The sequence below is a fragment of the Nocardioides sp. GCM10030259 genome (assembly GCF_042666375.1).
Lineage (GTDB): Bacteria > Actinomycetota > Actinomycetes > Propionibacteriales > Nocardioidaceae > Nocardioides.
In genome coordinates this window covers 362,204-388,188 of record NZ_JBHTDF010000002.1, presented here as the reverse complement: position 1 = coordinate 388,188, position 25,985 = coordinate 362,204, and the positions used below count along the sequence as shown (strand labels likewise).

26 protein-coding genes are annotated in these 25,985 nt (G+C 70.5%); 3 read left to right on the top strand and 23 right to left on the bottom strand.

Translation table 11 applies throughout. From position 1 onward, the window contains the following. Window positions 1-86 precede the first annotated feature (86 nt). On the bottom strand, window positions 87-482 hold the full coding sequence (locus tag ACFQQI_RS02200) for a hypothetical protein (RefSeq protein WP_378557251.1): 396 nt from the start codon (window positions 480-482) through the stop codon (window positions 87-89). Window positions 483-844: 362 nt separating this feature from the next. Here ACFQQI_RS02200 and ACFQQI_RS02195 point away from each other — a divergent pair, with 362 nt between their 5' ends. After that, window positions 845-1,786 carry a hypothetical protein gene (locus ACFQQI_RS02195; RefSeq protein WP_378557248.1) on the top strand — a complete coding sequence of 314 codons (942 nt, stop codon included), beginning with the start codon at window positions 845-847 and terminating at the stop codon, window positions 1,784-1,786. 48 nt (window positions 1,787-1,834) lie between these two features. Here the strand turns inward: ACFQQI_RS02195 and ACFQQI_RS02190 are convergent, their stop codons facing one another. Next, window positions 1,835-2,809, bottom strand: coding sequence for a tripartite tricarboxylate transporter substrate binding protein (locus ACFQQI_RS02190; protein ID WP_378557245.1), 975 nt, complete (start codon window positions 2,807-2,809; stop codon window positions 1,835-1,837). 185 nt (window positions 2,810-2,994) lie between these two features. Here ACFQQI_RS02190 and ACFQQI_RS02185 point away from each other — a divergent pair, with 185 nt between their 5' ends. Further along, the gene (locus tag ACFQQI_RS02185) at window positions 2,995-3,774 is read left to right on the top strand and encodes an enoyl-CoA hydratase/isomerase family protein (RefSeq protein WP_378557242.1); all 780 of its coding nucleotides are present in this window, start codon (window positions 2,995-2,997) and stop codon (window positions 3,772-3,774) included. 7 nt (window positions 3,775-3,781) lie between these two features. On the opposite strand, the gene ACFQQI_RS02180 is transcribed toward ACFQQI_RS02185, so the two are convergent. The 18 genes from ACFQQI_RS02180 to ACFQQI_RS02095 all read right to left on the bottom strand — a co-directional run bounded on the left by ACFQQI_RS02180 (window position 3,782) and on the right by ACFQQI_RS02095 (window position 21,801). Further along, window positions 3,782-4,699 (bottom strand): LLM class flavin-dependent oxidoreductase, encoded by a 918-nt coding sequence (locus ACFQQI_RS02180; protein ID WP_378557239.1) that lies wholly within the window; start codon window positions 4,697-4,699, stop codon window positions 3,782-3,784. Window positions 4,700-4,707: 8 nt separating this feature from the next. After that, the gene (locus tag ACFQQI_RS02175) at window positions 4,708-6,336 is read right to left on the bottom strand and encodes a tripartite tricarboxylate transporter permease (RefSeq protein WP_378557236.1); all 1,629 of its coding nucleotides are present in this window, start codon (window positions 6,334-6,336) and stop codon (window positions 4,708-4,710) included. A gap of 1 nt (window position 6,337) precedes the next feature. Beyond that, a complete protein-coding gene (locus tag ACFQQI_RS02170) occupies window positions 6,338-6,844 on the bottom strand; it encodes a tripartite tricarboxylate transporter TctB family protein (protein ID WP_378557233.1) in 507 nt (168 codons plus the stop codon). Between the two features lie 38 nt (window positions 6,845-6,882). Next, window positions 6,883-7,854 (bottom strand): tripartite tricarboxylate transporter substrate binding protein, encoded by a 972-nt coding sequence (locus tag ACFQQI_RS02165; protein ID WP_378557230.1) that lies wholly within the window; start codon window positions 7,852-7,854, stop codon window positions 6,883-6,885. Window positions 7,855-8,115: 261 nt separating this feature from the next. Next, window positions 8,116-8,850: a FadR/GntR family transcriptional regulator gene (locus ACFQQI_RS02160; protein WP_378557227.1), complete on the bottom strand. Its 735-nt coding sequence runs from the start codon at window positions 8,848-8,850 to the stop codon at window positions 8,116-8,118. Between the two features lie 94 nt (window positions 8,851-8,944). Further along, entirely contained in the window at window positions 8,945-10,123 is a 1,179-nt protein-coding gene (locus tag ACFQQI_RS02155) for a CaiB/BaiF CoA transferase family protein (RefSeq protein ID WP_378557224.1), read from the bottom strand. Next, complete coding sequence (locus tag ACFQQI_RS02150; RefSeq protein ID WP_378557221.1) at window positions 10,124-11,329, bottom strand: NAD(P)/FAD-dependent oxidoreductase; 1,206 nt, start codon at window positions 11,327-11,329, stop codon at window positions 10,124-10,126. Between the two features lies 1 nt (window position 11,330). Beyond that, window positions 11,331-11,525 (bottom strand): ferredoxin, encoded by a 195-nt coding sequence (locus ACFQQI_RS02145; protein WP_378557218.1) that lies wholly within the window; start codon window positions 11,523-11,525, stop codon window positions 11,331-11,333. Between the two features lie 50 nt (window positions 11,526-11,575). Beyond that, window positions 11,576-12,730: a CaiB/BaiF CoA transferase family protein gene (locus ACFQQI_RS02140; RefSeq protein WP_378557215.1), complete on the bottom strand. Its 1,155-nt coding sequence runs from the start codon at window positions 12,728-12,730 to the stop codon at window positions 11,576-11,578. Next, a complete protein-coding gene (locus ACFQQI_RS02135) occupies window positions 12,727-13,869 on the bottom strand; it encodes an acyl-CoA dehydrogenase family protein (RefSeq protein WP_378557212.1) in 1,143 nt (380 codons plus the stop codon). Before ACFQQI_RS02135 ends, ACFQQI_RS02140 begins: the two co-directional genes overlap by 4 nt. Continuing rightward, entirely contained in the window at window positions 13,866-14,924 is a 1,059-nt protein-coding gene (locus ACFQQI_RS02130; protein WP_378557209.1) for an amidohydrolase family protein, read from the bottom strand. Before ACFQQI_RS02130 ends, ACFQQI_RS02135 begins: the two co-directional genes overlap by 4 nt. A 12-nt stretch (window positions 14,925-14,936) precedes the next feature. Continuing rightward, complete coding sequence (locus ACFQQI_RS02125; RefSeq protein WP_378557206.1) at window positions 14,937-15,800, bottom strand: VOC family protein; 864 nt, start codon at window positions 15,798-15,800, stop codon at window positions 14,937-14,939. A 43-nt stretch (window positions 15,801-15,843) separates the two neighbouring features. Next, on the bottom strand, window positions 15,844-16,626 hold the full coding sequence (locus ACFQQI_RS02120) for an SDR family NAD(P)-dependent oxidoreductase (protein WP_378557203.1): 783 nt from the start codon (window positions 16,624-16,626) through the stop codon (window positions 15,844-15,846). Window positions 16,627-16,631: 5 nt separating this feature from the next. Next, entirely contained in the window at window positions 16,632-17,495 is an 864-nt protein-coding gene (locus ACFQQI_RS02115) for an alpha/beta fold hydrolase (RefSeq protein ID WP_378557200.1), read from the bottom strand. A gap of 80 nt (window positions 17,496-17,575) precedes the next feature. Further along, window positions 17,576-18,919 (bottom strand): MFS transporter, encoded by a 1,344-nt coding sequence (locus ACFQQI_RS02110; protein WP_378557489.1) that lies wholly within the window; start codon window positions 18,917-18,919, stop codon window positions 17,576-17,578. Between the two features lie 43 nt (window positions 18,920-18,962). Further along, window positions 18,963-19,904: a zinc-binding dehydrogenase gene (locus ACFQQI_RS02105; protein WP_378557197.1), complete on the bottom strand. Its 942-nt coding sequence runs from the start codon at window positions 19,902-19,904 to the stop codon at window positions 18,963-18,965. A 53-nt stretch (window positions 19,905-19,957) separates the two neighbouring features. Beyond that, window positions 19,958-20,479, bottom strand: a complete 522-nt coding sequence (locus ACFQQI_RS02100) for an aromatic-ring-hydroxylating dioxygenase subunit beta (RefSeq protein WP_378557194.1) — start codon at window positions 20,477-20,479, stop codon at window positions 19,958-19,960. Continuing rightward, entirely contained in the window at window positions 20,476-21,801 is a 1,326-nt protein-coding gene (locus ACFQQI_RS02095) for an aromatic ring-hydroxylating dioxygenase subunit alpha (protein ID WP_378557191.1), read from the bottom strand. Before ACFQQI_RS02095 ends, ACFQQI_RS02100 begins: the two co-directional genes overlap by 4 nt. A gap of 88 nt (window positions 21,802-21,889) precedes the next feature. On the opposite strand from ACFQQI_RS02095, the gene ACFQQI_RS02090 reads away from it, so the two are divergent. Next, window positions 21,890-22,285: a universal stress protein gene (locus ACFQQI_RS02090; RefSeq protein ID WP_378557189.1), complete on the top strand. Its 396-nt coding sequence runs from the start codon at window positions 21,890-21,892 to the stop codon at window positions 22,283-22,285. Here ACFQQI_RS02090 and ACFQQI_RS02085 read toward each other — a convergent pair. From ACFQQI_RS02085 to ACFQQI_RS02075, 3 genes are read right to left on the bottom strand one after another with little or no spacing between them, the layout of a single operon-like run. Further along, window positions 22,282-23,028 (bottom strand): enoyl-CoA hydratase/isomerase family protein, encoded by a 747-nt coding sequence (locus ACFQQI_RS02085; protein WP_378557186.1) that lies wholly within the window; start codon window positions 23,026-23,028, stop codon window positions 22,282-22,284. The genes ACFQQI_RS02090 and ACFQQI_RS02085 overlap by 4 nt on opposite strands. Before the next feature lie 34 nt (window positions 23,029-23,062). Continuing rightward, the gene (locus ACFQQI_RS02080; RefSeq protein WP_378557183.1) at window positions 23,063-24,337 is read right to left on the bottom strand and encodes a CynX/NimT family MFS transporter; all 1,275 of its coding nucleotides are present in this window, start codon (window positions 24,335-24,337) and stop codon (window positions 23,063-23,065) included. Next, window positions 24,324-25,946: a bifunctional 3-(3-hydroxy-phenyl)propionate/3-hydroxycinnamic acid hydroxylase gene (locus ACFQQI_RS02075; RefSeq protein ID WP_378557180.1), complete on the bottom strand. Its 1,623-nt coding sequence runs from the start codon at window positions 25,944-25,946 to the stop codon at window positions 24,324-24,326. The genes ACFQQI_RS02080 and ACFQQI_RS02075 overlap by 14 nt, the downstream gene beginning before the upstream one ends. Between the last annotated feature and the right edge of the window lie 39 nt (window positions 25,947-25,985).

The following is a 25,985-nucleotide window of genomic DNA, read 5'->3' as shown; positions in this document are numbered from 1 at the left end:
CCCGGTCAGATCCGAAGGTCGCCGGGGACGGCTGACGGATCACCCGCGCCCAGGCACCCGCTCGTTCAGCACGACGGGCTGGGCCATCAGTACTCCCTCTCGGTCACGCCGGTGACGTCGACCTCGCCGGCGGGCACGCGGATCTGCCAGCCCATGTGCTGGTCACCCTCCATGCCCAGCTCCCGCGCCCGCGCGGGCGACCGGTCGTAGTTGAGGAGGACGGTGCCGTCGATGACCGGGCCGACGACCGTGACCGGCTCGTCGCGCCAGGTCGCCTCGACGGTCACCTTCACCCGACGCTCGAGCGCCTCGACGGGCAGCTTCACCCAGGAGACTCCGCCGGACTCGCCGTACTCCAGCGCGTCCGGGAACTGCTCGTCGTCGCGACCCGCAGCCGCGGGCACCCCGACCCAGACCGCACTCCGGAAGAGGTCGCGATGGCGCCGGCCGCGGTAGTCGACGTAGAACCCTCCCACCTGCACGGCGGCATCCTCTCGCATCGGTTGGCGCATGTCGCTGTCCATCAGTTGCCCTGGGGGATCCACGCGTTGCCGCGGAGCAGACGGCCGCGTGGACCGACGAGACGCCCTCGCGGCAGGCACAGCGCCAGTACGAGCAGCGCCTGCGCACCGGCATCACCGACCTCACCGAGGCCCTCGAGACCGTCCGCGCTGCCGTCGAGGCCCACCGCGAGCGCGCCCGCGACGCCGAGCTCGAGAACGTCGCGATCGTCGGCTGACCCGCGTCAGGGCGCGGGCGCCGCAGGGGTGAGCCCGTTTGGCTCATGTCCTGCGCCCCTCGGGCGTGGTACCAAGATCGAGAGCCAGGTGGAACGAGGACCTCCATGCTTGCTGATGCGGTGCTGCTCAAGGTCGCAGACTGGACCGTGTCCGTGTTCGCTGCCGCCCGGAACAAGCGCGAGCAGCGATACGCCAACGTGCTGCAGCACGCGTCCACCCTCGCCGCCGGGACCCGGTACCTGGATCGGCGGTACACCGAGCTCTTCGCACCACTGACCTTCTATCGGCCCGCAGCCTGGCCGAAGGAGCGACGCATCGCCCAGGCCGAAGCGATCGTGACGTTCCTCAGCGAACCGAAGGTGCTGCCCAAGCTGGCCGCGTCGCTGTACTGGCTCGCCACGGCGAGCGACTCGAGCGACGGCGGAGTACCGGAGGAGCTCAGATCCACCGGAGGGCCGCTGCCGCGGCTGATGTCCACCGTCGCCGTCGGCGTGTGGATGACCGCGGACCCGGACGAGCTGCTGTTCCCGTCGCAGCCGCAGCCCCCGCCGTCAGCGCTCGCCTACGTTCCCCAGCCCGGCATCCCCGGATGGGAGCCACCAGCGGGCCAGGGGCCACCACCCCCTGCACCTGTCGAGGCCGATGCGGTCGGCCGTGCCATCGAGACCTGGCGAGCGCTCGCGGACCAGGGTGGACCCTGGGCTGCCGTGATCCAGGACGTGATCAGCAGGCCCGACCCGGAGCTCTTCTACGACCTGCCGCGCACGGAAGACCTACTGGACCTGCTGCACGAGGACGACCCCGCCCCCGAAGCGGTCCGGGCGGCCGTGCTCGCGAGCATGCGGGCACCAGCGCCGCACCTCGAGGCCCGACGGATGTACGGCAGGTACGACCATGACGCGCCGGGCGCCGCAGTCGTGTACGGAAGCCCCATCCGTCCCTACGCGGATCGCGCAGCGAGCGAGTTCGTCGAGGTCCTGGTCCTCGCGCAGCAGCGGTTCCCCGGGGTCCCGTCTCCCGACTGGATGTTCGACCTGGACGCCTGACGCGCCTCGGCCTGCCGCAGGGTGCGGACGGTCACCGGCGATCAGCCACTACTCGGTCTCGACCACCGACTCGTAGGTCTCGGCGGCATTGCTCAGCATGTCGGCGGTGTCCGCGGCACCCAGGAACGGGTCCGGGACGTAGAGCTCGCCCATCCCAGCGATGACGTCCTCGGAGGCCATGCAGTCCTTGATCGCACCTTCGAGCGTGTCGACGACGTCCTCCGGCATGCCCTTCGGGCCGAAGGCGAGGTAGACGTTGTTCGGCAGCGCGGCGTCCTCGAACCCGAGGTCGGACAGGGTCGGTACGTCCGGGAGCCAGTTCACCGGCTCGTCGCCGATGGCGGCGAGCGGGATGAACTTTCCCGCGTCGATCTGCTCGCGGACGTCGTTCGTCGCCTCCACGGCGACTGCGTCCACGTTGTTTCCCAACATCGCGGCGACCTGACCAGCCTGCCCGTCGAGCGGGACCGCCTCGAGGTCGACGTCGTACTTCGAGCGCAGGGCGTCGAGCACGACCTGCTTGGGGCTGGTCGGTCCGGGGGTGCCGACCTTGATGTCGCCCGGGTTGTCCTCGGCGGCGTCGAACAGCGCCTCACCGCTCTGGTACTCCGAGTCGGCCGAGGTCACGAGGATCATCGCGGTCTCGAAGACCGAGGCGATCGGGGTGATGTCCTCTTCCGAGAAGCCCACGTCGTCCAGCAGCGGCGTCAGCGTCAGCCCGGTGTGGGGGCTGATCGCGATCGTGTAGCCGTCAGGCTCGGACGTCATCAGCTCGCGGGTGCCGATGGCCTGCGAGGCGCCCTCGACGTTCTTGGGGACCACCGTCTGGTCCAGCTCGCCGTTGAGGCACTCACCCACGACGCGGGCCGAGACGTCGTTGGGGCCGCCAGGCGTGTTCGGGATGATCAGCTCGATGCTCTTGCTGGGGTAGTCACCGCCCGAGCTCGCCTCGCTACTGCAACCGACAAGCGTCCCCGACACCAGCGCAGCCACTGCCATCGCGCCGATCTTCGCGTGGTTCATCTCGTCTCCATTCCGGCCGGAGGCCGTGTCAATGGTCGGACCTTCAATGGTTTAGCCAGAGCGTGGCACTCGTCACATGGGGCGTCAATACTCAGAGTTCCGTCCAGCGGGACGCCCGGATCCGCTCGCCGCCGCACCCCCTGGACACCGCTAGACTGAATCAATGGTTGGTCCATACTGGAGCCATGGCAGCCACACCGGACCTGCTGGTGGAGCGTGACGGCGCAGTCCTCACGGTCACGTTCCATCGGCCGGACAAGCACAACGCGATGACGAGTGCCATGTACGACCGCCTGGCCGAGGCCTGCGCCGAGGCCGACCGGGACCCCGAGGTCCGGGCGATGGTGCTCGCGGGCGCCGGCGACCGCGCCTTCGTGGCCGGCACCGACATCGCGGAGTTCCTCGCGTTCGAGGGAGGGGAGGACGGGGTGCGCTACGAGCGGCGGATCACCGAGGTCCTCGACGCGCTCGAGCAGGTCCGGGTGCCGACCATCGCGGCGGTCTCCGGGCACTGCTTCGGCGGCGGCCTCGCCCTGGCCACCGCCTGTGACCTGCGCGTGGTGACGCCGGACAGCCGGTTCGGGTACCCGATCGCCCGGACCCTGGGCAACTGCCTCTCCGCCAGCACCCTGGCGGCCCTGGTCGAGTGCCTGGGCGCGGCACGCACGAAGACCCTGCTCCTCCTGGCTCGGCCGATGGACGCCGAGGAGGCAGTGGCCAGCGGCTTCGCCGCCGAGGTCGTGCCCGGCGACCGCCTTCGCCAGCGCGTGGCAGCGCTGGCCGAGGAGATGTCGGGCCATGCGCCGCTGACGATGTGGGCGACGAAGGAGGCGCTGCGCCGGTTGCGCGTGGCGGCCATGCCCGACGACACCGACATCATCCACACGGTCTATGGAAGCCGCGACTTCCACGAGGGCGTCCGCGACTTCCTCGCCAAGCGTCCCCACACCTGGACCGGCCGCTGACCGCGGCTCAGCCCGCGGCGAGGGACCGGCGTACCTCGGCGGCCACCTCGACCGACTCCAGCGGGCTCCCCGCCGGAAGGGTCAACGAGACGTGGCCGCAGCCCCCCGCGGCGTACTCACGCACGCGGTCGGCGAGCTCGTCGGGCGGGCCGACCGGGCACCAGCGGCTGAACTTCTCGAACGACATCTTGTAGCGCTGCTGCATGGTCTCGGTGAGGCGGTCGCCGCCCCGCCCGTCGGCACCGGGCGTCGCGCACCAGAGCACCAACCCGTGCTGCCAGTCCGTCATCTTCCGCCCGGCCCGATCCGCGAGCTCCGCCACCTCGGAGACCGCCGCGGCGAAGCGTTGGGGCGAGGTCCACAGCGCGAGCCAGCCGTCCCCGTGGCGCGCAGCCCGCCGGAGGGCGGCGTCCGAGCGCCCGCCCACCAGGACCGGGATCCGGGACGCCGGCGCCGGGCGAACGAGCGCATCGCGCACGCGGTAGAACTCCCCCTCGAACGTGACCGGCTCGCCGGTCAGCAGCCCGTCGAGCAGCGCGAGTGCCTCGTCGGTACGCCGACCCCGGGTCGCGGGGTCCACCCCGCTCACCTCGAACTCGTGCCGGTCCTCGCCGCCGACGCCCACGCCGAGCGCGAGCCGGCCGGGGAACAGACGGGCCAGGTCGGCCAGCTGGCGCGCGACCAGCACGGGGTGCCGGAGCGCCAGGAGGTAGAGGCCGACCCGCACCGGCACGGTCTGTTGTCCGGTCAGCGCGACGGCGGCGTGCAGCAGCCCGTCGAAGCCGGTGCCGTCGTGGAAGCTGACATGGTCGCCGATCTGCACGAAGTCCACCTCGGACCTCGCGGCGGCGCGCAGCACCGTCGTGGGAGCGACCCCGTCAGCGCCGATGAAGGCACTGGTCAGGGTCACCCCCACCTGGGGCATGGGCGACGTCATCGTCGCCGTCGGCGGGACCGGTCACCCGGATCGTCGGCGTCGGCGGAATCTCCCGCAGTGACCGTCGCAGGTGCGTGGTCCTCGGTGTCACCTGGCCCGACGTCGACCGCGGCATCGGCCGCGGCGTTCGCCTCGTCGACGCGCATCACCATCGAGTCGCCGGTCCGGCGCTTGCCGATGAAGGCGGCGACGAGGACCACCAGCATCAAGCCGAACACGGCGCCGGAGTAGGGCCGGGTGACGAAGATGGTGAAGCTGCCGTCGGAGAGCAGCATCGACCGCCGGAACGACGCTTCGAGGATCGGTCCGAGGACGAAGGCCAGGACCAGCGGCCCGGGCTCGAACCCGGTCTTCTTCATCAGCCACCCGAGGACACCGAATCCCAGCACGATCCACATGTCGAAGATGTCGTTGTTGATCGAGTAGACACCGGCCATCGTCACCAGCAGGGCGAACGCCGCGAGGATCCCCTCACGCACGCGCAGCAGCTGGATGAAGACACCGACCAGCGGCATGTTCAGGACCAGCAGCATGACGTTGCCGATGTACATCGAGATGATCACGCCCCAGAAGATGTCCGGGTGCTCGTTGATCAGCTCCGGGCCGGGCGTGATGCCCTGGACGAGCAGGGCACCGAAGATCAGCGCCAGGACGACGTTGGCCGGGATCCCCAGGGTCAGCAGTGGGATGAACGACGACGTGGAGGAGGCGTTGTTCGCCGTCTCCGGTCCCGCGACCCCCTCGATCGCGCCCTTGCCGAACCGGCTCGGGTCCTTGGCACGCTTCTTCTCCAGCGCGTACGACGCCAGCGACGAGATCACGCCACCTCCGCCGGGCAGCACGCCGATGAGGAACCCCAGGACGGACCCACGGGCGATCGGCCCGGCGGAGTCCTTGACGTCCTTGCGCGTCGGGAGGATGTTCTTCACCTTCGAGGTGATCAGCTGTGCCCGCTCGGTGTGCTCCAGCTGGTGCAGGATCTCCGCGACGCCGAACAGGCCCATCGCCACGGCGACGAAGTCCAGGCCGTCCCAGAGCTCGAGCCGGTCGAAGGTGTAGCGCTGCTGACCGTCGATCGGGTCCTGCCCGACGGTCGCGAGCAGCAGGCCGAGCGCGGCCATGCAGAGGCTCTTCAGCGGCGACCGTGTGCCGAGATAGGTGACCATCAGGATGGCCAGCACTGTCAGGGCGAAGAACTCCGGAGGACCGAACTGCACGGCCACCCGCGCGAGGAACGGCGCCAGGAGCGTCAGGCCGACCACCGCGATCGTGCCGCCGATGAACGACCCGATGGCCGCGATTCCCAGCGCGGGTCCGGCGCGTCCCTGTCTGGCCATCTGGTAGCCGTCGAAGGTGGTGACGACCGACGCCGCCTCACCCGGCAGCTTCAACAGCACCGAGGTGATAGTGCCGCCGTACATCGAGCCGTAGTAGATGCCCGCCAGCATGATGACCGCGGTCGCCGGCTCGATCTCGTAGGTCAACGGCAGCAGGAGGGCGATCGTCGCGGTCGGCCCGAGGCCGGGGAGGACGCCGATCACGGTGCCGATCAGCACGCCGATGAAGACGTAGAGCAGGTTCGTGGGCTGGAACGCGACCTCCAGCCCGTGCAGCAGGCCTTCCATGTCAGGAGCCTCCCGATTCGATCGTGACGAGTCCGGGCGGGAAGGGGACGGCGAAGACGTCGACGAAGACGAAGTTCAGGGCGAAGGCTCCGACGACCGCGAGCAGGAGGGACATCCGCCACGACTCCCGTGCGAGCACCTTCATCCAGATGAACAGGAACAGAAGTGACGACGGGACGAAGCCGAGCACCCCGAGGGACCACACGTAGGCGGCGAGCACGGCGACCCCGCCGAGCACCCGGACGCTGCGCCAGCTCCAGGCCTCGTAGTCCTCGGGGATGTCCCGCACGACCAGCAGGAGCGCGGTGACGCCCATGACGACGGAGACGATGAGGGGCCACATGCCCGGGCCGGGCTGGGACAGGCCGTGGACCTCGAGGTCGCGCGCCGCGTAGACGGCGTACGCCGCGCAGGCGGCGAGCAGGAGCGGCGCGAATCGGTGCACGTGCCCGCGCCAGCGGCCGTCCGTCTGGGTTCGACCCTGCGTGCCGGTCTTCGTCTCCGGCATCACTGCCCCTGTCTCGCCGGCCTGGTCCGTCCAGGCCGTCACTCGACGATTCCCTGGTAGGTCTCGGCGGAATCCGCGAGCCAGGTGGCGGTCTCCTCGGCTCCCTGGAACGGCTCGGTGATGTAGTCCTCGCCGACCTTCTCCGCGACCTCCGGGTCCTCGACGCAGCCCTTCATGGACTCCTCCAGCGTGCTGACGACGTCGTCGGGCATACCTGCGGGGCCGTAGAGGGGGTACTCGTTCATCGGCAGCATCGAGTCGGCGTAGCCGAGGTCCTCGAGAGTCGGCACGTCGCCGAGCCACGAGACGGCCCCGGGACTGATGTAGGCGAGCGGGACGAACTCACCGGACTCGATGTACGACTTGACGTCGTCGGTCGCCTCGACAGCCGCGACGTCGACGTTGCCACCGAGCATCGCGGTCACCACGCCTGCCTGACCTTCCAGCGGCACCGGCTTGAGGTCGATGTCGTGGTTGTTCCTGAGCGCCTGCATGATCACCTGCTTGGGGCTCGTGGGTCCGGGCGTGCCGACCGTCAGCTTGCCGGGGTTCTTGTCGGCGTCGGCGAAGAACTCCTCAGCAGACTTGTAGGAACCCTTCGAGGTCACGAACACCATGGCCGTGCCGAAGAGCCGGCCGACGGGCGACACGTCCTCGTGGTCGAACCCGAGGTCCTCCAGGTAGGGCGACAGCGTCACGCCGGTGGCCGGGGTCAGCGAGAGCGTGTAGCCGTCGGGCTCGGCGGCGATCACCTCGCGGTTGCCCATCGCGCCAGAGGCGCCGTCGACGTTCTTCACGACGATCGTCTCCCCGAGGTCCTTCTCCATGCAGGTCGCGAGGATCCGGGCGTTCGTGTCGGTCGGCCCGCCGGCCGACGTCCCCACGATCAGCTCGATCGAATCATTCGGGTAGTCCCCGCCCCCCGAGCCCCCGGCGGAGCTGATCTGGCAGGCGGTGAGGCCGGGAACGAGCGCCAGCGCCAGCATGGTCACGACGGACTTCGAACGCATTAGGAATCTCCTGGGTCGACTCACACACTTCGGATGTTCTTCGCCAACCTCGGTCTGCCCGCCCCGAGCCCACTCAACCGAGAGATCAATGGTTGGACCAGCCTCAGTCTGTGGTGGTGCTCACGCTCCTGTCAAGGGATGGACCATTCTCGGTCTTGCGCGTCAGCGCCACGCAGGCGCGACGGCAGGCACGACGGCAGGCCGCAATGACCGGGCCCGACGCTCGGGCGCGGCCGACTGCGGAGAGAGGTGAGACGTGGGTCAGGACTCGCGGAGTCGGGAACCCTTGTAGTAGCCGTCGACCCAGAGCTTGTGCATGCGCTCGAGATGCCGGTACATCTCCGCGACCGCGGCCTCGGCATCGCGGTTGTGGAGGTGCTTCATGAACCGGCGACGGCTGCGCAGCACCACGTCGCCCTCGGTGGGTCCGAGACGCAGCACGATCTTGGCCATGACGTCCATCAGTCCACGCATCATCGCCACCATCACCGGATTGCCGGTGGCCTCGGCGAGCAGGTTGTGGAACTCGACGTTGACCAACGCCTTGCGCTCCCAGTCCCCACGATCGCTGAGCTGAGCGGCTTCCGCGACATTCGCGTCCAGCCTGGCCAGCATCGCCTCGTCGGCACGCTCGCAGGCGATCCGGGCGACGACGGACTCCAGCCAGCCTCGGGCCTCGGTCAGGTCACTGAGGGAGAACTGGTTGAGCTCCAGCATGTCGGTCATGCTCGAGGCGACCTTGGAGGGGTCCGCCTCGGCGATGAACGCTCCCCCACTCGCCCCACGCCGCAGCTGGACGAGGCCGGAGATCTCGAGCATCCGCAGCGCTTCGCGCACCGTGTTGCGGCTCACCGCGAACTGCTCGGCCAGCTGTCGCTCCGCCGGGAGGCGGTCGCCGGGCACCAGCTCTCCCTTGCGCACCATCTCGCGCACCTGGGCGATGATCTCGTCGAAGGCCCGGCGAGGCTTGGCGGGCTGGAACGTGGGCGTAGCCATGCTCGGATTCCGATCTCTCGGGCGTGGTCGCGATTCGGTTGGTCTGACCATTCAGGAGGATACCGAATGGTGGGACCGATCGCCCGGCAATCGGTCAGTGGGCGTGGCCGTCCAGCCATCCCCGCACGGAGTCGTTGTGCTGGCCGAGCAGCGGGGGCGCGAGGTGCTCGGCGCGGCCACCTGCGTACTCGTTGTCGTCGAGCCGGATCGTCGGGCCGGGCAGCTCCAGGGTTCCCTGCGTGGCGTGCTCGACCTGGATCACGAGTCCCTGCGAGCGCGTCTGCTCCCAGCCGTAGACGTCGTCGAGGCTGCGCACCTTGCCGGCCGGCACTCCGGCGCCGGCCATCAGCTTCAGCCAGTGCTCGGCCGGCGCGGTCGCGAAGATCGCCTCGATGCGGGCCGTCAGCGCGTCGCGGTCGGTGACCCGCCGTTGGTTGACCGCGAAGTCCGGGTCATCCGGGTCAAGACCGATCGCGGTGGCGAACCGCCGCCACAGCGACTCCGATCCGCACGCGACCTGCACGGGTGCCGTCGCGGTCCGGAACAGGCCGTACGGCGAGATCGAGGGATGGTGCACGCCGGACGTGCCGGGCACCTCCTTGGCCACTGTCCAGCGAGTGCCCTGGAAGGCGTGGGCGCCGATCACGGATGCCAGCAGCGAGGTGCGGACGACGCGGCCGCGGCCGGTGCGGGTGCGTTGGTGCAGCGCGCTCACGACGCCGTACGCACCGTTCATCCCGGCGAGGACGTCGGCGATCGGCACCCCGACCTTGGTCGGCTGCTCGTCACCGGGGCCGGTGAGGCTCATCAGCCCGGCCTCGCCCTGCAGGATCTGGTCGTAGCCGGCGCGCTGGCCCTCGGGCCCGTCGTGGCCGAACCCGGTGATGCTGAGCACGACCAGTCTCGGGTTGAGATCATGGAGTCGTTGGACGGGGAAGCCGAGGCGGTCCAGGACACCGGCGCGGAAGTTCTCGATCAGCACGTCCGCACGACGCACGAGTCGCGCCAGGACGTCGTTGTCCGCGGGGTCCTTCAGGTCGAGGGTGATCGACTCCTTGTTGCGGTTGACGCAGTAGAAGAACGTCGCCTCCTCGCCGTTCTCGCCGACGAACGGCGGCCCCCAGCCACGACTGTCGTCGCCCAGCCTGCTCTCCACCTTGATCACGCGAGCGCCCATGTCGCCGAGCATCATGCCGGCCTGGGGCCCTGCGACCGCCCGGGACAGGTCCAGCACGATGGTCCCGGCGAGCGGGGCGTCGTCGGGCACGCTCATTCAGGCTCCCGCCGTCGCGCCGGTCGGAGCCAGCAGCTGGTCGATGGGGTCCCGCGCGGCGATGTGGCCGCGGAACCTCATCAGGTGTCGGGCCGCGGCCACGCCGAGCCCGCCGATCAGTCGGCCGCCGTTCGTGTAGAGCACGACGAACTCGGGCTGGTCGAAGCCCCCGTGGACCAGGTGGGTCGCGTCGTGGCCCGCGGACGTGCCGAGGAACTGGATCCGTCGTCGGTACTGGTCGGACCAGAAGTACGGGACGGGCCCGACGGTCCGGACCGAGGCACCGGCGGCGATGTTGTGGGCCACAGCCGCACCCTGCTCCTTGGCCGTGGTCCAGTGCTCGATGCGGACGTGCTTGCCCGTGGCCGGGTTGCGCCACGCCGCCGCGTCCCCCGCCGCCCAGACACCGGGCACGCCGGTGCGGCCGTGCTCGTCGCACACGATGCCGTCATCGATCGCGAGGCCCGCGCCCTCGAGCCACTCCACCGCCGGGACGGCACCAAGGCCGAGGAGGACGAGGTCGGCAGGCAGCTCCCTGCCGTCGGAGAGCCGGACGCGCTCGACGCGCTGCACGCCTTCGATCGCCTCGACGGTGACGCCGCACTCGAGGCGGACCCCGGCGGAGCGGTGCCACCCGGCCAGCGCCTCGGCGACCTCGCGCCCGAACAGGTGCTGGAACGGCAGCGGGAGCGCCTCGACGATCGTGACCTCGAGCGCGAGGTCCGCTGCGACCGCGGCCGCCTCGGCGCCGATGAAGCCGCCGCCCACGACCACGACCCGCGGTCGCCCTGCCAGGGCCGCGCGAACGGCGGCGCTGTCAGCTGCGGTGCGGATCGCATGGACGCCGGGCAGCATCATGTGCTCGGGCAGCAACCGTGCCCGGACCCCGGTCGCGAGGACGACGTGATCCGCGACGAGCTCGGTGCCGTCGTCGAGTCGAACCGCACGCCGCTCGCCGCCGAGCGCGACCGCCGTCCTGCCGGTGACCAGCTCGACGCGCTTGTCGCGGTAGTGCTCCTCGGGACGCAGGAGGCCCTTCACCGGGTCCCAGTCCGGCTTCAACGCCTGCTTGGACAGTGGCGGCTTGTCGTAGGGCAGCGACGGATCCGCGTCGACGACCGTGATGCGGCCGGGGTAGTCCTGGGCACGCAGTCCGTCCGCGACCGCGAGGCCGGCGACCGAGCCGCCGATGACGAGGACGCTCATCTCACTCCTCGATGACGATCGCGTCCGTCGGGCAGGCCTCGGCCGCCTCGCGGGCGCACTGGTGGAGTCGCTCCGGCAGGTCACCCTCGACCAGCGGCACCGCGATCTGGTCCCCGTCGATGTCGAACACGTCGGGCGCGACGCTGATGCACGTGGCGAAGCCGCAGCACTTGTCCTCGATGACCGTGACCCTCATGGCACTCCTTTCAATGGTCGTACCATTGAACACGGCGCGATGGCCGGCCGTCAAGATGTCGAGGAGGATCCGGCCCGCTCGGCTCCGAACACCTCCTCGGCGTCCCCGTCGAGCTCGCTCACCGGACGAGGCTCCGGACCGTCGGGGAAGCTCCGCGACTGGAACGGCGCACCGACGAACTCGAACGTGCCCGCCCGGTCCTCGGCCGTGCGCAGCGTCCCGCGGTGTCGCACCTGGTCGTCGAACAGCGCCTGGTCGACCGTGCGGAACCGGCTGCACGGGACGCCCCGCGACAGCAGCAGCTCCTCGAGCTCCCTGGCGTCCTGGTCGCGCGCCCAGGCCGCGATCAGCTCCTGCCACTCCTCCCAGTTCTCCTCGCGCGCCGACATGGCCGCGAACCGCGGATCCTCGAGCAGCTCGGGCTGCTCCATCGCGTTGACCAGCGACACGAAGTTGCGGTCCGTGATCGCCGCGATGATCACGAACTCGTCCCCGGCCCGGCAGGGCCGGTAGACCGTCTTGCCCGGCCCCGCTCCCCCGGCCTGCGCGGCCTGCGTCTCGTAGACCAGCGTCGACAGCATGATGTCGAGCAGGGCCACGTCGAGGTAGTCGCCCCTGCCGGTGCGCTCACGACCGAGGAGTCCGGTGAGCACCGCGCCGTAGGCCACCTGGCCGGCCATGATGTCGGCGACGAAGGTGCCGGTCGAGGTCGGACGATCGGCGTCGCGCTGGTAGCCCATGTTCGTGAGGTCGTACCCGGAGAGCGCGTGCAGGATCGGCGCGTACGCCGGATAGCGGGACTTCGGGCCGGTCTGGCCGTAGCCGGAGATCGAGCAGTAGACGAGCCGCGGATTGACCTCCGCGCAGGCGTCGTACCCGAGGCCCAGCTTCGCCATCACCCCGGGCCGGTAGTTCTCCAGGACCACGTCCGCCTCGGCGATCAGCGCCATCGCGCGGTCGCGAGCAGCCGGGTCCTTCAGGTCCAGGGCCACGCTCTTCTTGCCGGCGTTCATCGCGCCGTAGTAGGTGCTGGCGCCGTCACGGATCGGCGTCCGGCTGCGCATCGGGTCACCCTCGGGAGGCTCGACCTTGACCACGTCCGCACCCGCGTCCGCCAGGAGGCGGCCGCCGTACGGGCCCGCGATCATGATCGAGAACTCGAGCACCTTCACGCCGGCCAGCGGCCCGCCTCCCGCCGCGTTCATCGGAGGATGCGCTTCGCGATGATGTTGCGCTGGATCTGGCTGGTGCCCTCGTAGATGCCGATCAGCTTGGCGTCGCGCATGTAGCGCTCGACCGGGTGCTCGGACATGTAGCCGTGGCCGCCGAGGATCTGCACCGCGTTCGAGGTGACCCGCTGCACGGTGTCGGCCGCGAACAGCTTGGCCATGGAGGACAGCTTCGTGACCTCGTCCTGCGGCGCGTTCGCGTCATAGGCCATGGCGCAGTCGTAGACCAGGTGCCGGGCCGCGGCGATCTGCGTGTAGTCCTCGGCCATCATCCAGCGCAGGCCCTGGAACTCGACGATCTTCTGGCCGCCGGCCTCCCGCTCCTTCGCGTAGGCGATCGCGTAGTCGAGCGCGCACTGTGCGGCACCGACCGCGATCGCGGCGACCGTCGGCCGGTTCAGGTGCAGTCCGTGCATCGCGGCCCCGAAGCCGTTGCCCTCGTCGCCGATCAAGCCGTCCTCGTGGACCTCGACGTTGTCGAGGAGGATCTCGTTGTTGGGCACGCCGTGCTGGCCCATCTTGTCGTTCGCCTTGGCGATCTGCCAGCCCGGCTGGTCACAGTCGACGAGGAACGCGCTGATCCCCTTGGCGCCCGGCTGGTCGTTGGTGCGGGCGAAGACCACGGCGTACTTGGCCATGCTGCCCCAGGTGATGAACTGCTTGGAGCCACTGATCACCCAGGTGTCCCCGGCCTTCTTGGCGCGGGTCTGCATGAGCGAGGGGTCGGAGCCGGCGTCGGGCTCGGTGATCGCGATGCAGGTGATCGTGCGACCCTCGGCCAGCTCGGGCAGGAGCCGCTTCTTCAGCTGGTCGCTGGCACCGGTGAGCATCGCGTTGATGACGATGCTGTTCTGCCCGGCCAGCTGGGCCAGCGCCATCGAGCCGGCCGCGGCCACTTCCTCACGGGCGATGCAGCCCGACAGCAGGTCGCCGCCGGGGCCGCCGTACTCCTCCGGAACGGCGAGCTGCACGAGGCCCATGTCGCCGAAGACGTCGATCAGGTGCTCGGGGAACTTGTCGGTCTTGTCGATCTCGTCGGCCACCGGCGCGACATGCGTGCGCGCCATCTCCCGGACCGCCTTGCGGAAGTCCTCGTGGTCCTGGGACAACTTCATCGCTCTGCTCCTATCGGGTGCTCCTCGCCGCGGTCGCCGAGGAAGTGGGTGGTGGGGTCGGCTGACCCCAGGAACGTACGGGCGTTGCGTGTGGTGACCTCGGCCCAGTCCCGGCCGTAGGGCAGCAGCCCGGCGGCGACGCCGTTGACGAACGACGCCCCGATCGGGGACTCCTGGGCATCGAAGGGGAAGTCGGACCCCACCACCATGTGCTCGGGGCCGAAGGTGCTCGCGGCGAGGGCGAGCGCGGCGGGGTCGTAGGTCAGGCCGTCGGCCCACAGCCGCGCCAGGAGGTGTCGCGGCCCGGCCCGGGGCGTGCGGGTGTCGACGGGCTGCCGGGACCACCCGTTGGCGAGCCGACCACGGATCGCCGGGATGCCGGCTCCGCCGTGCGCCAGGCACACCCGCAGGTCGGGGTGGCGCTCGAGGACCCCGCCGAAGACCAGCGACCCCACGGCCAGCTCGGTCTCGACCGGTCGGCCGAGACCGAAGGCGAGCCCGTGGTGGCTGGTGCGCGTGGGAGCCATCGGCTTCCACGGGTGTACGAACACCGGCAGGTCCAGCTGCTCGATCCGGGCGAACACCGGCTCCAGCTCCGGCGAGTGCAGCTCGAAGAGGTCCGCGTGGGTTCCGATGCCGACCCCTGCGAGGCCGAGCTCCAGCGCCATGCGACCTACCTCCGCGACCGCCGCCTCCGGGTCCTGGAGCGGCACGGACCCGAAGCCGGTCAGGCGGCCCTGCCCCGAAGCCACGAGCTCGGCCAGCACGTCGTTCTGGGCACGGGCGTAGTCGCCCGCTATGTCGGGGTCCGCGTCGTAGAGGAACGTGAAGGGGGTCGGCAGCACGACGTGGTGGTCGACCCCCAACCGGTCCATGGCCGCCAGGCGGGCCGTGGCGTCCCAGGCTGTCGCGTCGAGGACGCGGACCACTCGCCCCTGTTGCCGCACCTCCACGAGGTCACCGTCGGGGGCCAGCTCCGGCCACCCGTCCGCCAGCGCACGGTCGGACGGTGGCGGAAGGTGGCGTGGGAAGAAGTGCGTGTGGACGTCGAGCATGGACCTCGCCGCTCAGTCCAGGTCCACCGGCGGCACCCAGACGTTGGAGGTCCACCGCCCGGGCGCCATGCTCCGGGGTCGGTAGTCGGGGTCGGTGATCTTGGCGTGGTCGATGCAGAACTCCACGGTCGACGGACCGGGCAGGCCCTTGGCGTAGAAGCCCATCGACCCCGAGGTCGGGTGCCGGAGCAGGTCCCGGTCGAGCGGGATCTCCCGGGCGAGGAAGTTCTGCCGGACCCGCATCAGGTCGTCGATGTCCGCGAAGTGGAAGGCGACGTGGTCGAGGAACGGCGGCGTGCCGCGGCCGCCACCGAGCACCAGCGAGTGGTGGAACTGGTTCGCGGCCCGCAGGAAGATCGTCTTGCCCAGCACCCGGTCGGACTCGAGCAGCCCGAGCACCCGGCCGTAGAAGTCGAAGGACTCCTCGATGTCGTGCACCGCGACCACGGCGTGCAGCAGCTGGGTCGGGGGGACCCACGGCCTCGTCGGAGTGATGCCGACGTTGCCGAGGGCGTCGAAGAGCTCCACCTCGTAGCCGTTGGGGTCCTGGAAGCGGATCGCGTTCCCGGTCCACTCGCCGTCGTGGTCGGTGACCTGGATCCCTTCGTTCTTGAGCCGCTCACGGTAGGCGTCCAGGTGCTCGCGCCGCTGAACCTCGAAGGCCATCCGGCGCAGTCCGGGTTCTCCGTCGCTCTCGTGCAGCACCACCCAGTGGTGGTCGGTGCCGCCGCGCAGGTGGACGGTGCCCTCGGAGGTCTCCGAGACCTCCAGCATGCCGAGCCGGGTCCAGGCCTCCACGGCCTCGTCCAGGTCGGGGACGTTCAGCGCCACGTAGCCCAGGCGCCAGGGGATCAGGTTCTCGTCGGTGGTGGTCATCGGGTCCTCTCTCGCTGCTTCTCTGGGTGGTGGCGCGGATGGGTCACAACATCGTCGAGCCGCCGTTGACGCTGACCACCTGGCCAGTGATGAACGACGCCTCCCTGCTCGCCAGGTACAGGACGGCGGAGGCGACCTCGGCCGTCGTCCCGAACCGCCCCACGGGGATCAGGGCACGGTTCTTCTCGAAGCGCTCGACCGCGTCGGCGGGCCGCGAGGCGACGTACGGCGTCACGGTCCCCGTCGGCGCCACCGTGTTCACGGTGATCCCGTCGGGGGCGAACTCACGGGCGAGCCCGGTCGTGAGCCCGTGCACGCCGCCCTTGGCGGCGTTGTACATCGCGTGCTGGAAGAGTCCGTTGCGGACCGAGTCGGCGCCGACGTTCACGATCCGGCCGTAGCCGGCGCGTCGCATGACGGGCAGGACGCCGGTGGAGCAGTTCACCGCCGTCCACAGGTTCCGGTCCACGGTCTCCCGCCGCGACTCGTGGTCGTGGTCGAGGTAGTCCTTGATGATGCCGCCACCGGCGTTGTTGACCAGGACATCGACCCGGGCGAAGGTCTCGACGGCGTGGTCGACGAGAGCCTGTGCCCCCTCCACGGAGGCCAGGTCACGGTCCAGGTAGGTCCACTTCGGCGCGTCCGGGCCGAGGAACCCTGCCACCATCTCCTCGCCGTCCGGGCGCCGGTCGGATGCCACCACGTGGGCGCCCTCCCGCGCGAAGCGGCGGATGATCGCGCTGCCGATCCCCCCGGCCGCGCCGGTCACGACGACCACCTGGCCGTCGAACCGGCCGGGGCAGGTGAACTCCTCGGTCTCGCTCATCCGCGTCACGTCGCCAGGAGGAAGTCGAGGTGGATCTTGTTGAAGGTGTCCGCGTCCTCGAACTGGGGCCAGTGACCGCATCCGGTCATCAGCTCGAAGCGGGACTCCGGGATCCAGTCGGCGACCTCGCGGCCGACCTCGGGCGGCGCGGTGGGGTCGTGATCGGTCCACAGCACCAGCACCGGACACGCGACCTTCGCCCAGTCCTCCTCGACGAGGCAGTTGCGGTCCTGACCGGCCGGGTCGGTGTGCCGGGCGGCCAGGATGTTCGTCATCCGCTCGACGTAGTCCGGGTTCTGGTAGATGGCCAGGCGGGTCGACACCAGGTCCTCGGTCACGTCGGCCGGATCGTCGACCAGCCACTCGAGGCGCTTGCGGACGCTCTCCTCCGTAGCGTTGCGGACCGCCTCCATCGTGAGCGTGGCCATTCGCTGGATGACGTCGTCGGCGAGCCGCAGCGCGGCTCCGGTGTTCAACACCAGCTTGTCGATCCGGTCCGGGTGGAGCAGCGCGAACCACGCCCCGATGCCGGCACCCATCGACTCACCGCTGATCGAGGCTCTCTCGATGCCCTCGGCATCGAGGAAGGCCCGCAGGTGATCGGCGTAGTCCTTGAAGTCGTAGGTCTGGTCGGGCTTGTCGGTGAACCCGTGGCCGACCATGTCGATCGAGTAGACGTGGAAGTGCTCCGCGTGCGGACCGAGGTTGCGGGTGTAGGCCTCGGCGTGACCGCCGGTGCCGTGGATGAACACCACGGTGGGGTTGGCCCGGTCCCCGGCCTCGAGGACGCGCGTGCGGATGCCCCCGGCGTTCACCCAGCGCTGGGAGAACTCCACGTTGCGCAGGTCGGTCCAGACACTCTGATGCATTGGCCCTCTCTCTCAATGGTTGGTCCAAACTATGCACAACGGTGTGACGCGCGTCAATCCCCCTTCGAGGATCGGCGCCGTCAGCCGCGCGCGTGAGGTCGGCCGACGTAGTTGCCGACCACCCCGATCAGGGCGATGGCAACACCGAGGGCGAAGGATGCGTCCAGGGCGCGCGCCGTCGGGTAGAGGTGTCCCTGCCAGTCCAGGTGCATCGCGGCGACCAGCGACGCGTACCCCGCGCCCGCCGCTGCGATGCCGGTCTGGCGCATGGTCGTGCTGAGCGCCTGCGCCGACGCGGTCTCCGATGCAGGGGAGGTACGGGCCACCGCCATCGGCAGCGCGGCCAGGCAGATCGCGACGCCGGTCTGGACGACGACGTACCCCATCGTCACCTCGACGAGGTTCCGGTCGAGCAACGCCCGCAGTGCGTAGCCGGCGCCCACCACCGTCAGGCCGGTCCGCAGCACGGCCCTGACTCCCCACCTCCGGGCGCACCGTGCCGCCGGCACGGGGGCGACCAGCATCATCAGGTTGCCGGGGATGAGGCAGAGCCCCGCGACGAGTGCGGTGCGACCCAGGCCGTAGCCCGTCTCGAGGGGCCCCTGCACCACCACGACCACGGTGAGCAGGCTGAAGAAGAGCGCGCCGCCCGTGACCAGCGACACCGCGAGCGAGCCGCCGAAGCCCCAGGAGAACGCCAGGCGCAGGTTCACCATCGGATGCGACTGCCGGAGCTGGTGCCGCACCCACAGCGCCCCCACGACCACCGCGACCGCGGCCATCGACCACACCAGGGCCGAACCCCATCCCCATTCGGAGCCCTTGCTCAGCGGGATGAGCAGGCAGGTGAGCACGACGGCCAGCCCGACTGCGCCCCACACGTCGATCCGCCGATTGGTCGCGGACACGTCGGCCGGCACCAGCTTCAGGATCAGCACGAACACCAGTGCCGCGAGGACGCTGGTCGCCCCGAACACGAGACGCCAGCCGCCGTGCGCGAGCAGCACGCCGGCCAGGGTGATGCCGATGCCGCTGCCCAGGCCGAGCGTGGCGCTCAAGGCACCGATCACCACGCCCAGCTGGCGCGCGGGCACGACGTGCCGCACGATCCCCATCGCCAGGGGTACGGCTCCGACGGCGACCCCCTGCAGCACCCGCCCGACCAGCATCATCTCGAGGCTGGTGGCCAGCGCACACACCACGGAACCGACCACGAGGCAGGCCATCGCGCCGAGCAGGGTCCGCCTGGGGCCCCACGTGTCTCCCATGCGTCCGGTGACCGGCGTCGACACCGCCCCGGAGACCGAGTTGGCGACGATGATCCAGGTCGCGCTCGACGCGCTCACCGAGAAGATCGCGGGGAACTGTCCCAACAGGGGCATGGCGAGGCTGTAGACGAGTGACGAGACCGCGCTGGCTGCCACCAGCACCCCCGCCACGGTGGAGGGGCGTGCGGGCGCAGCCACGTCAGTCCTGGTGGCTGACGAGGACGACGACCTTGCCGGGACTTCGTCCCTCGACGAGCTGCCCGTAGGCGCCGGTGATTTCGCCCAGGTCCACGGTCGCGGCGATCACCGGCCGGACCCTGCCCTCGCGCACCACCGGCAGCACCTCGTCACACACGCCCGCGACGCTCTCGGCCAGCTGTTCCAGGGACTGGGTCTTCCAGGTGGTCCCGATCAGGCGGGCTCGCCGGCCGGCGAGCGCGGTCAGGTCCACGGGCACGCTCCGGTCCCCCAGACGACCGACCGAGACCACCCGTGCCCCGATGCGCAGGTGCGCCAGGGCTGCGACCAGCCAGTCGCCCCCGACGTGGTCGACCACGACGTCGTACCCGTCACCGTCGGGGTCTCCGACCGCCTGCGGGTCGCGCGCCACCCGGTCCGCACCGAGCTCGCGCAGCAGCGCGTCGGAGTCGTCGCGACGACTGGTGGTGACCAGCCACGACGGAGCGAGTGCCCGGGCCAGCTGGACGCCGACGAGGCCCACACCCGACGTGCCACCGACGACGAGGACCCGGTCGCCTGCGGACAGTCCACCCAGCCGGACCAGGGCCTCGTGCTCGGTCAGCAGCGCCATCGGCAGCGCCGCCGCCTCCGCCCACTCCAGGTGCTCGGGGACCGGCATCAGCAGGCGGGCGTCCACGACGGCGTAGTCGGCGTACGAGCGCGCGGTCATCGCCATCACCCTGGAGCCGACCAGGGAGTCGTCGACCCCGTCACCGACGTCCGACACGACGCCTGCGAGCTCCATGCCGGCGACGTCGGGGCCCGTGGCACCGGCGAAGGCGCGCTGTCCGTAGCGGCCCGCCGCGTGCAGCAGGTCGGCCCGGTTCATGCCCGCGGCTCGGACCCGGATCCGGACTTGGCCCGGGCCGGGCTCGGGCACCGGGATGTCCGCCAGTGACACGACGCCACCGTCCGGGATCGCAGCCCGCATGCCGGGGCGCGACGCGTGCGCGCTCACAGGATGATCGACAGCACGCCGCCCACGTCGCGCAGGGTGTGGTGGTCGAGCAGCGCGTGCTTGAACGCGATCCGGAAGGAGCCGCCATCCCTGCGCAGGCGGTAGTGGACGTCGGCGACGTACGACGTCGTGCCCGGCACGCGAGAGCGGTAGACGACCACGGAGCAGCGCACGCCGACGTCGCCGTCGTCGTGGTCCCACACGCGCACGTTGCTGACGATGCGACGGGTCCGGGAGCGCGGGTTCTCGATGTGGGCATAGGTGCTCATCAGGCGCTGGACGCGGCCACGGAGACCCTCGGCGTCGTCGTCGATCAGGGCCAGGTCCATGGCGAGGTCACCGTCGGGGTTGTCCGTGGACGGGACGACGTAGTGGCCGTCCTCCTCGAACAGGTCGCGCCACTCCTCGAGCCTCCACGCGTCGAGCAGCTGGGCCTCGTAGTAGAGGAAGTCCTCGACCTCGGACCGGGCGACCTGCTTCGAGGAGACCTGCCGGTCCTCGGCGTACCTGAACGTCATGCGTCTTCTCCCATCAGGGTGTCCCAGCGCCGCCAGAAGGTCCGCATCTGAAGCTCGTCCCAGTTCGCGGGTTCTGCCTTGTCCATGCCGCGCGAGACGTCCGACCATCCTTCGCCCGGGCGGGCCTCGTAGCCGCGCTGGCACGACTCCAGCGCCTCGTTGTCGTCCGGGGTGGCAAGCCCGGCCGGCCCGAGGAAGGACAGGAACGACTCGTTGCGGACCCGCCGGGCCGCCGCGTCCTCGTCACCGGGCGCCAGCGACCAGGCGGTCACGTTCATGTGGCCGGGGGCGTTCGGGAAGAACGTCCGGACGATGACCGCCATGATGTTGTTCAGCACGAGGTTCGGGAAGATCAGCATGTTGAAGTCGAGGTTCGCGATCATCTCCGCGCGCTCGGCACCATGGGCCTCGACGAGCCGCTGGTGACTGCGCTCGACGGTCTCCTTGGTGTCCTCCCCCATCGACGGGGTCCACCGTGCGACCGGTCGACCCCACGGTGCCTGCTTGACGGTGACGGTGTGGCCGTTGCCCAGGTCGAAGGCGTGCGACTCCTTCCAGTCCTTCTCGGTGCTGCCCGCGATGTCGTCACCGCGTGAGCGCTGCACGTCCAGGTAGGTCTTGTGGACCGGAATCGCGTGGTAGCCGTCGGAGCTGTTCTCGGCCAGCAGCTTCCAGTTGCTGCGCATGGAGTACTCGTGCGTGCCCGGGGTGACCACGATGCCGGCCTCTCCGGAGGCCTGGTCGGCGGTGAGGTCGAGGTAGTACTTGGCGTCGGCCAGGTACTCCTCGAGCGGCTCCTGCTCCGGGTTGAAGGTCGCGAAGACGAAGCCCCGGTAGGAGTCGACCTGCTCCGGCTTCGCCAGGCCGTGGTCCTCCTTGCGGAAGCCCTCGGGGAAGCCGCCCTCGTCGGGCATGTTGATCAGGTCGCCGTCGTTGGAGAACGCCCAGGAGTGGTAGAAGCAGCGGAACCGCTTCTGGTTGCCGCGGCGCTCACGACACACCTCGGCACCACGGTGGGAGCAGGAGTTCAGCAGGACCCGCACCTCGTGGTCCTTGTTGCGCGTGAAGAGCACCGGGCGTCCGGCCACCTCGCGGGCCACGAAGTCGCCGGGCCTGGGGATCTCGGACTCGTGCCCGACGTAGATCCAGCACTTGTCGAAGATCCTGCGGCGCTCTGACTCGAACACCTGCTGATCCGTGAACACCTTGCGATGCACGAGGAACCGGTTGGGGGACCGCTCGTCCCGGAGGTAGTCGGTCTCCCGTGGGTCGATCCGTTGGATCTCCGGGATCCGGCTCGATTCAGGCGCGAAGCCAGCCATCGCAAAGGCCCCTTCTTCGAAGATGTCTATGGTTGGACCATTATCGAGTAGAGTGTGGTCCGGGTCAAGCGAGACGAGAGGAACCACCATGACGATCCTGCTGGGCTACAAGCCCAACGCCCTGGGGGACGCCGCCCTGGAGCGAGCCATCGACGAGGCGCGTCGACACGAAGACCGGCTGGTGGTCCTCAACGTCGCCCGCGGCGACGCCGCGATCGAGAACAACCGGCTCACGGATCCGCAGGCCGAGGGGCTGCAGCACCGACTCACCGAGAGCGGCGTCGAGTTCGAGATCGAGCGACTCGTCGATCCCGGCGAGGTGGCCGAGGAGGTCCTGGAGGCCGCCGACCGCCTCGGCGCGGACCTGATCGTGATCGGCCTGCGGCACCGCACCGCGGTGGGCAAGCTGATCCTGGGCAGCGACGCCCAGCGCATCCTGATGCACGCCACCTGCCCGGTGCTGGCGGTCAAGCCGCTCCTCTAGCCGGCCGCGCGTCCGCCCGCCCGACCGGCGAGCAGCACACGCATCAGGTCGGGCTCCACAACGTCCCACGCCCCGCCGTCGCCCTCGAGGAAGGCATCGAGCCCGCGATGGACGGCCGAGCGCGAGGTGAGCACCGCGTCTCGCGCGGGGTGTTCCGCGATCGTTGATGCCATCGTCAGCGCCTCGGCGAGCGGGTCGTCGGCGACCCTGCTGACCAGCCCCCACGTCAGCGCTCGTTCCGCATCGATCGGGTCACCGGTGAGGGCGAGGTCGAGGACCACCTTCATCGGGAGCTGGCGCGGGCCGCGCACCAGTCCCCCGGCGGCGGCCACCAGCCCGTGGCGGACCTCGGGCAGCCCGAAGGTCGCGGTCGGGGCAGCGACGGCGAGGTCGCTGGCGAGCACGAGCTCCATCCCGCCTCCGAAGGCGATCCCGTTGACGGCAGCGATGAGCGGCTTGGCGAGCTGCCGCCGCGCGAGGCTGGTGACGTTGCCGTTGCGCAGTCCGTCGGCGAAGGCCGGCCGGTCGTGGATCTCCTTGAGGTCGGAGCCTGCGCAGAACGCACGACCGGTTCCCGTGAGCACCGCGACGGTCAGGTCCGCGTCGTCCTCCAGCTGGTCGAAGGCGTCGTGGAGCTGCTGCGACATGGCGCGGTTGATCGCGTTCAGCGCTTGGGGCCGGTCGAGGGTGATGACGAGGACGCTGCCCTCGCGCTCGGTCCGGACACTCTGCGGGATCTCCACGACGTTCTCCTGTTCTGTGCTGTCGCTGCGGTTGTCAGCCGGCCCGCGACAGGTCGGTGCGGGTGTGGGAGCGACCGACGGGCAGGCCTCGATCGCGACGGATGATGCGGCGGGCCCACCGGATCACGACGATGCCGAGCGCGCCGACGACCGCGGTGCAGAGCCAGGCGACGCGGTAGGACGAGGTCTCCACGACCAGGCCGAGGAGCACGGGGCCGAACGCGGCGCCTCCGGAGAAGCCGGACTGCACGGTGCCCGTCGCGGCGGCCACCGCACCGTGACTGTCGCGGACGACGGCCAGGTGGAACAGGCCGGGCCAGGCCCAGCCGAGGTAGCCGAGGATCGCGCCGGCGACGAAGACCCAGCCGCTGCCGAATGCGAGCAGCACCATGCCGACGACGGTGCAGGTCATGATGTTCACCGATCCGACGTAGAGACTGCGCCCTGTCAGCCGGTCGGCCAGCCAGCCGGCCACGACCCGGCCCACCAGGCAGCAGGCGGCGCAGACCGCCAGCAGGTAGCCGGCGACCCCGGCGTCGACGCCGGCGTCCACCGCCGCGTCGACGAGGAAGACGCCCAGCGCCGTCGCCGAGCCGGCGGCCAGTCCGGCGCCCACGGTGAGCACCAGCAGCCCACGCCGGCTGAGCAGGGGTGGCGGCGGCACCCGGACCGCGTCGTACGGCGCGGCCGGGACATCCGGGAATGCCGGCTCCTTCGGCCTGTCGTCGTCCCCGACACCTCGCGTGCGGCGGCGTCCGCTGAGGAGCGTGAGCACGCAGAAGACGGCCGCACCCGCGATCGCCCAGCGCCAGCCGTACTGCACCGCCACGATCGGCACGGCCAGCCCGCCGAGCAGGGAGGCGATCGGGATGTAGGACTGCTTGATGCCCATGGCGAGGCCGAGGCGGTGACGGCCGACCATCTCGGTGATCATCAGGTTCGCGGCCGGCTGCGCGGCGGCGTTGCCCAGACCCGCGATGACGAGCCCGGCCGCGAGAATGGCGTACGACGGCGCCACCAGCACCACCACCAGCGCGAGGGTAGACAGCGCGAGTGCGAGGTGGAAGCCGAAACGGGACCCGCGCCGCTGGACCAGGCGCCCCATCGGTCGGGACGTCGCGCCGCCGACGCCGAAGGAGATCGAGGTGGCGAGGCCGAGTGCGCCCGGGCCGAAGTGGAGGTCGTCCTGCAGCTGGACGGCGAGCGCGCTGGTCAGGAACGTGGGCAGGGCACCGCCGATCGTGACGGCGACGGCGAGGAGGGTGCCCGTCGCCTGCGAGCCGCGGGTGTGCGCGTCAGGACCGGACACGTCGCGCCCCTGCCTCCGGGATCCGGCCGCGCAGGTCGCGGCTGATCGCCTCCAGGTCCGCCAGGCTCCCGAGCCCGGCGAGCACTCGATCGGGCCGGATCACCGCGACCTCGGCGCCATGGCGGCCGAACCAGGTGGCGAGGTGTCCGTGGACGTCCTCAACGCGCACTTGGTCGGGCACCTGCTCGGGGGCGGAGGAACGCGAGATGTCGACACGGACGAACGTGGTGCCCAACCGGGACCAGAAGTCGCGCAGGTCGCCGGGCATGGCCGTCGCGGGGTCGCAGCGGTAGCCGACCACTGCGAAACGGGGGCCGAGCGCGTCGTCGAGCCGCACCTCGCGACCATCCTGCTCGACCGCGGGCTGGACGAACATCGATCCCACGGCGGGATGCTGTCCGCCTCCTGCCCGGTGCACGAGGGCACCGTCCCGGTAGCGCAGCGGGGTGGAGAACCAACGTCGGGTGAGCGGGTCGCGCAGCCGCGCCGAGCTGCGGACGCCGTGCATCACGGCGTCGCGGACGGCGACGGCCCGCCGGTCACGCGGGATGAAGACCCTGCCGAAGCGGCGGGACAGGTCGATGACCTTGCGGACGTGGCCGGAGCGCTCGGCGTGGTAGCCGGCCAGCAGCGCGGACGAGTCGAAGCCGTCGCGGGCGGCGGCCAGCCGCCAGGCGAGGTTCGTGGCGTCCCTGACACCGCTGTTGAGACCCTGACCGGCCCACGGGGGCATCAGGTGCGCGGCATCACCGACCAGCGCGACGCGTCCGGCGACGAAGCTGCCGGCCTGGCGCGCCTGGTGGCGGTAGACCTGGGCCCGGATGATGTCGAGGTCGTCGAACGAGGGCACCAGCGGCGAGAGGAGTCGGCGCAGACCGGCCGCGCTGACGACCTCTTCGTCCGACTCACCTGGCAGCAGCATCAGCCCCCAGCGGCGGTGGCCGTGGGGCAGGTGGCCGGAGTAGATCGGACGTGCCGGATCGCAGAGGAATGAGGAGTACGGCGCGTCCCACGGATCGTTGCTCACCTCCAGGATCAGCCACGGCTCCTCGTAGGTGTCGCCCTCCAGCGGGAGGTTCGCCAGCCTGCGCACGGTGCTCCGCGCGCCGTCGGCGCCGACCACGTGGGAGGCGCACACCTCGCGGGACTCGCCGGTGCGCACGTCGCGCACCCCGAGCCGCACGAACTCATCCAACTGGTCCAGCGCGAAGACCTCGGCCTCGCGCTGCAGGTCCACGTGGGGGTAGCGCTCGATGCCGTCGGCGAGCACTCGGTCCGCGAGGTGCTGCATGAACATGTTGCGCCCGAACCAGCCGCCCCTGCGGCCACCCTCAGCCTGCCGCGGGATGTCGGCGAGGAGCGAGCCGTCGGCCGCGAAGAACTTGACGGCGGTGTTCTGGACGATGTCGGGCAGCATCCGGTCGACCAGGCCGATGGTCTGGAACGTGCGCAGCGCGTCGTGGTCGATCCCGACCGCACGGGGATAGCTGACCTCGCTCCCCCGCGCCGACCGCTCCAGCATCACCACGGAGAGGCCGAGCTGCCCGAGCAGGTTCGCCAGGGCCAGGCCGGTCGGCCCGGCCCCCACGATGGCCACGTCCGCATCCATCCGGCCTCCTCGACGTTCCCAGTTGGGTGAATGGTCCAA

Excerpts from the sequence above, each read along its gene's own strand:
- ACFQQI_RS02185 (WP_378557242.1), top strand. The coding sequence starts at position 2,995 with ATGGCAGCCACACCGGACCTGCTGGTGGAGCGTGACGGCGCAGTCCTC.
- ACFQQI_RS02125 (WP_378557206.1), bottom strand. The coding sequence starts at position 15,800 with ATGACCACCACCGACGAGAACCTGATCCCCTGGCGCCTGGGCTACGTG.
- ACFQQI_RS02180 (WP_378557239.1), bottom strand. The coding sequence starts at position 4,699 with ATGCCCCAGGTGGGGGTGACCCTGACCAGTGCCTTCATCGGCGCTGAC.
- ACFQQI_RS02160 (WP_378557227.1), bottom strand. The coding sequence starts at position 8,850 with ATGGCTACGCCCACGTTCCAGCCCGCCAAGCCTCGCCGGGCCTTCGAC.
- ACFQQI_RS02090 (WP_378557189.1), top strand. The coding sequence starts at position 21,890 with ATGACGATCCTGCTGGGCTACAAGCCCAACGCCCTGGGGGACGCCGCC.
- ACFQQI_RS02195 (WP_378557248.1), top strand. The coding sequence starts at position 845 with ATGCTTGCTGATGCGGTGCTGCTCAAGGTCGCAGACTGGACCGTGTCC.
- ACFQQI_RS02135 (WP_378557212.1), bottom strand. The coding sequence starts at position 13,869 with ATGAAGTTGTCCCAGGACCACGAGGACTTCCGCAAGGCGGTCCGGGAG.
- ACFQQI_RS02145 (WP_378557218.1), bottom strand. The coding sequence starts at position 11,525 with ATGAGGGTCACGGTCATCGAGGACAAGTGCTGCGGCTTCGCCACGTGC.
- ACFQQI_RS02075 (WP_378557180.1), bottom strand. The coding sequence starts at position 25,946 with ATGGATGCGGACGTGGCCATCGTGGGGGCCGGGCCGACCGGCCTGGCC.
- ACFQQI_RS02115 (WP_378557200.1), bottom strand. The coding sequence starts at position 17,495 with ATGCATCAGAGTGTCTGGACCGACCTGCGCAACGTGGAGTTCTCCCAG.
- ACFQQI_RS02095 (WP_378557191.1), bottom strand. The coding sequence starts at position 21,801 with ATGGCTGGCTTCGCGCCTGAATCGAGCCGGATCCCGGAGATCCAACGG.
- ACFQQI_RS02190 (WP_378557245.1), bottom strand. The coding sequence starts at position 2,809 with ATGAACCACGCGAAGATCGGCGCGATGGCAGTGGCTGCGCTGGTGTCG.
- ACFQQI_RS02155 (WP_378557224.1), bottom strand. The coding sequence starts at position 10,123 with ATGAGCGTGCCCGACGACGCCCCGCTCGCCGGGACCATCGTGCTGGAC.
- ACFQQI_RS02120 (WP_378557203.1), bottom strand. The coding sequence starts at position 16,626 with ATGAGCGAGACCGAGGAGTTCACCTGCCCCGGCCGGTTCGACGGCCAG.
- ACFQQI_RS02175 (WP_378557236.1), bottom strand. The coding sequence starts at position 6,336 with ATGGAAGGCCTGCTGCACGGGCTGGAGGTCGCGTTCCAGCCCACGAAC.
- ACFQQI_RS02170 (WP_378557233.1), bottom strand. The coding sequence starts at position 6,844 with ATGCCGGAGACGAAGACCGGCACGCAGGGTCGAACCCAGACGGACGGC.
- ACFQQI_RS02150 (WP_378557221.1), bottom strand. The coding sequence starts at position 11,329 with ATGAGCGTCCTCGTCATCGGCGGCTCGGTCGCCGGCCTCGCGGTCGCG.
- ACFQQI_RS02130 (WP_378557209.1), bottom strand. The coding sequence starts at position 14,924 with ATGCTCGACGTCCACACGCACTTCTTCCCACGCCACCTTCCGCCACCG.
- ACFQQI_RS02140 (WP_378557215.1), bottom strand. The coding sequence starts at position 12,730 with ATGAACGCGGCGGGAGGCGGGCCGCTGGCCGGCGTGAAGGTGCTCGAG.
- ACFQQI_RS02100 (WP_378557194.1), bottom strand. The coding sequence starts at position 20,479 with ATGACGTTCAGGTACGCCGAGGACCGGCAGGTCTCCTCGAAGCAGGTC.
- ACFQQI_RS02165 (WP_378557230.1), bottom strand. The coding sequence starts at position 7,854 with ATGCGTTCGAAGTCCGTCGTGACCATGCTGGCGCTGGCGCTCGTTCCC.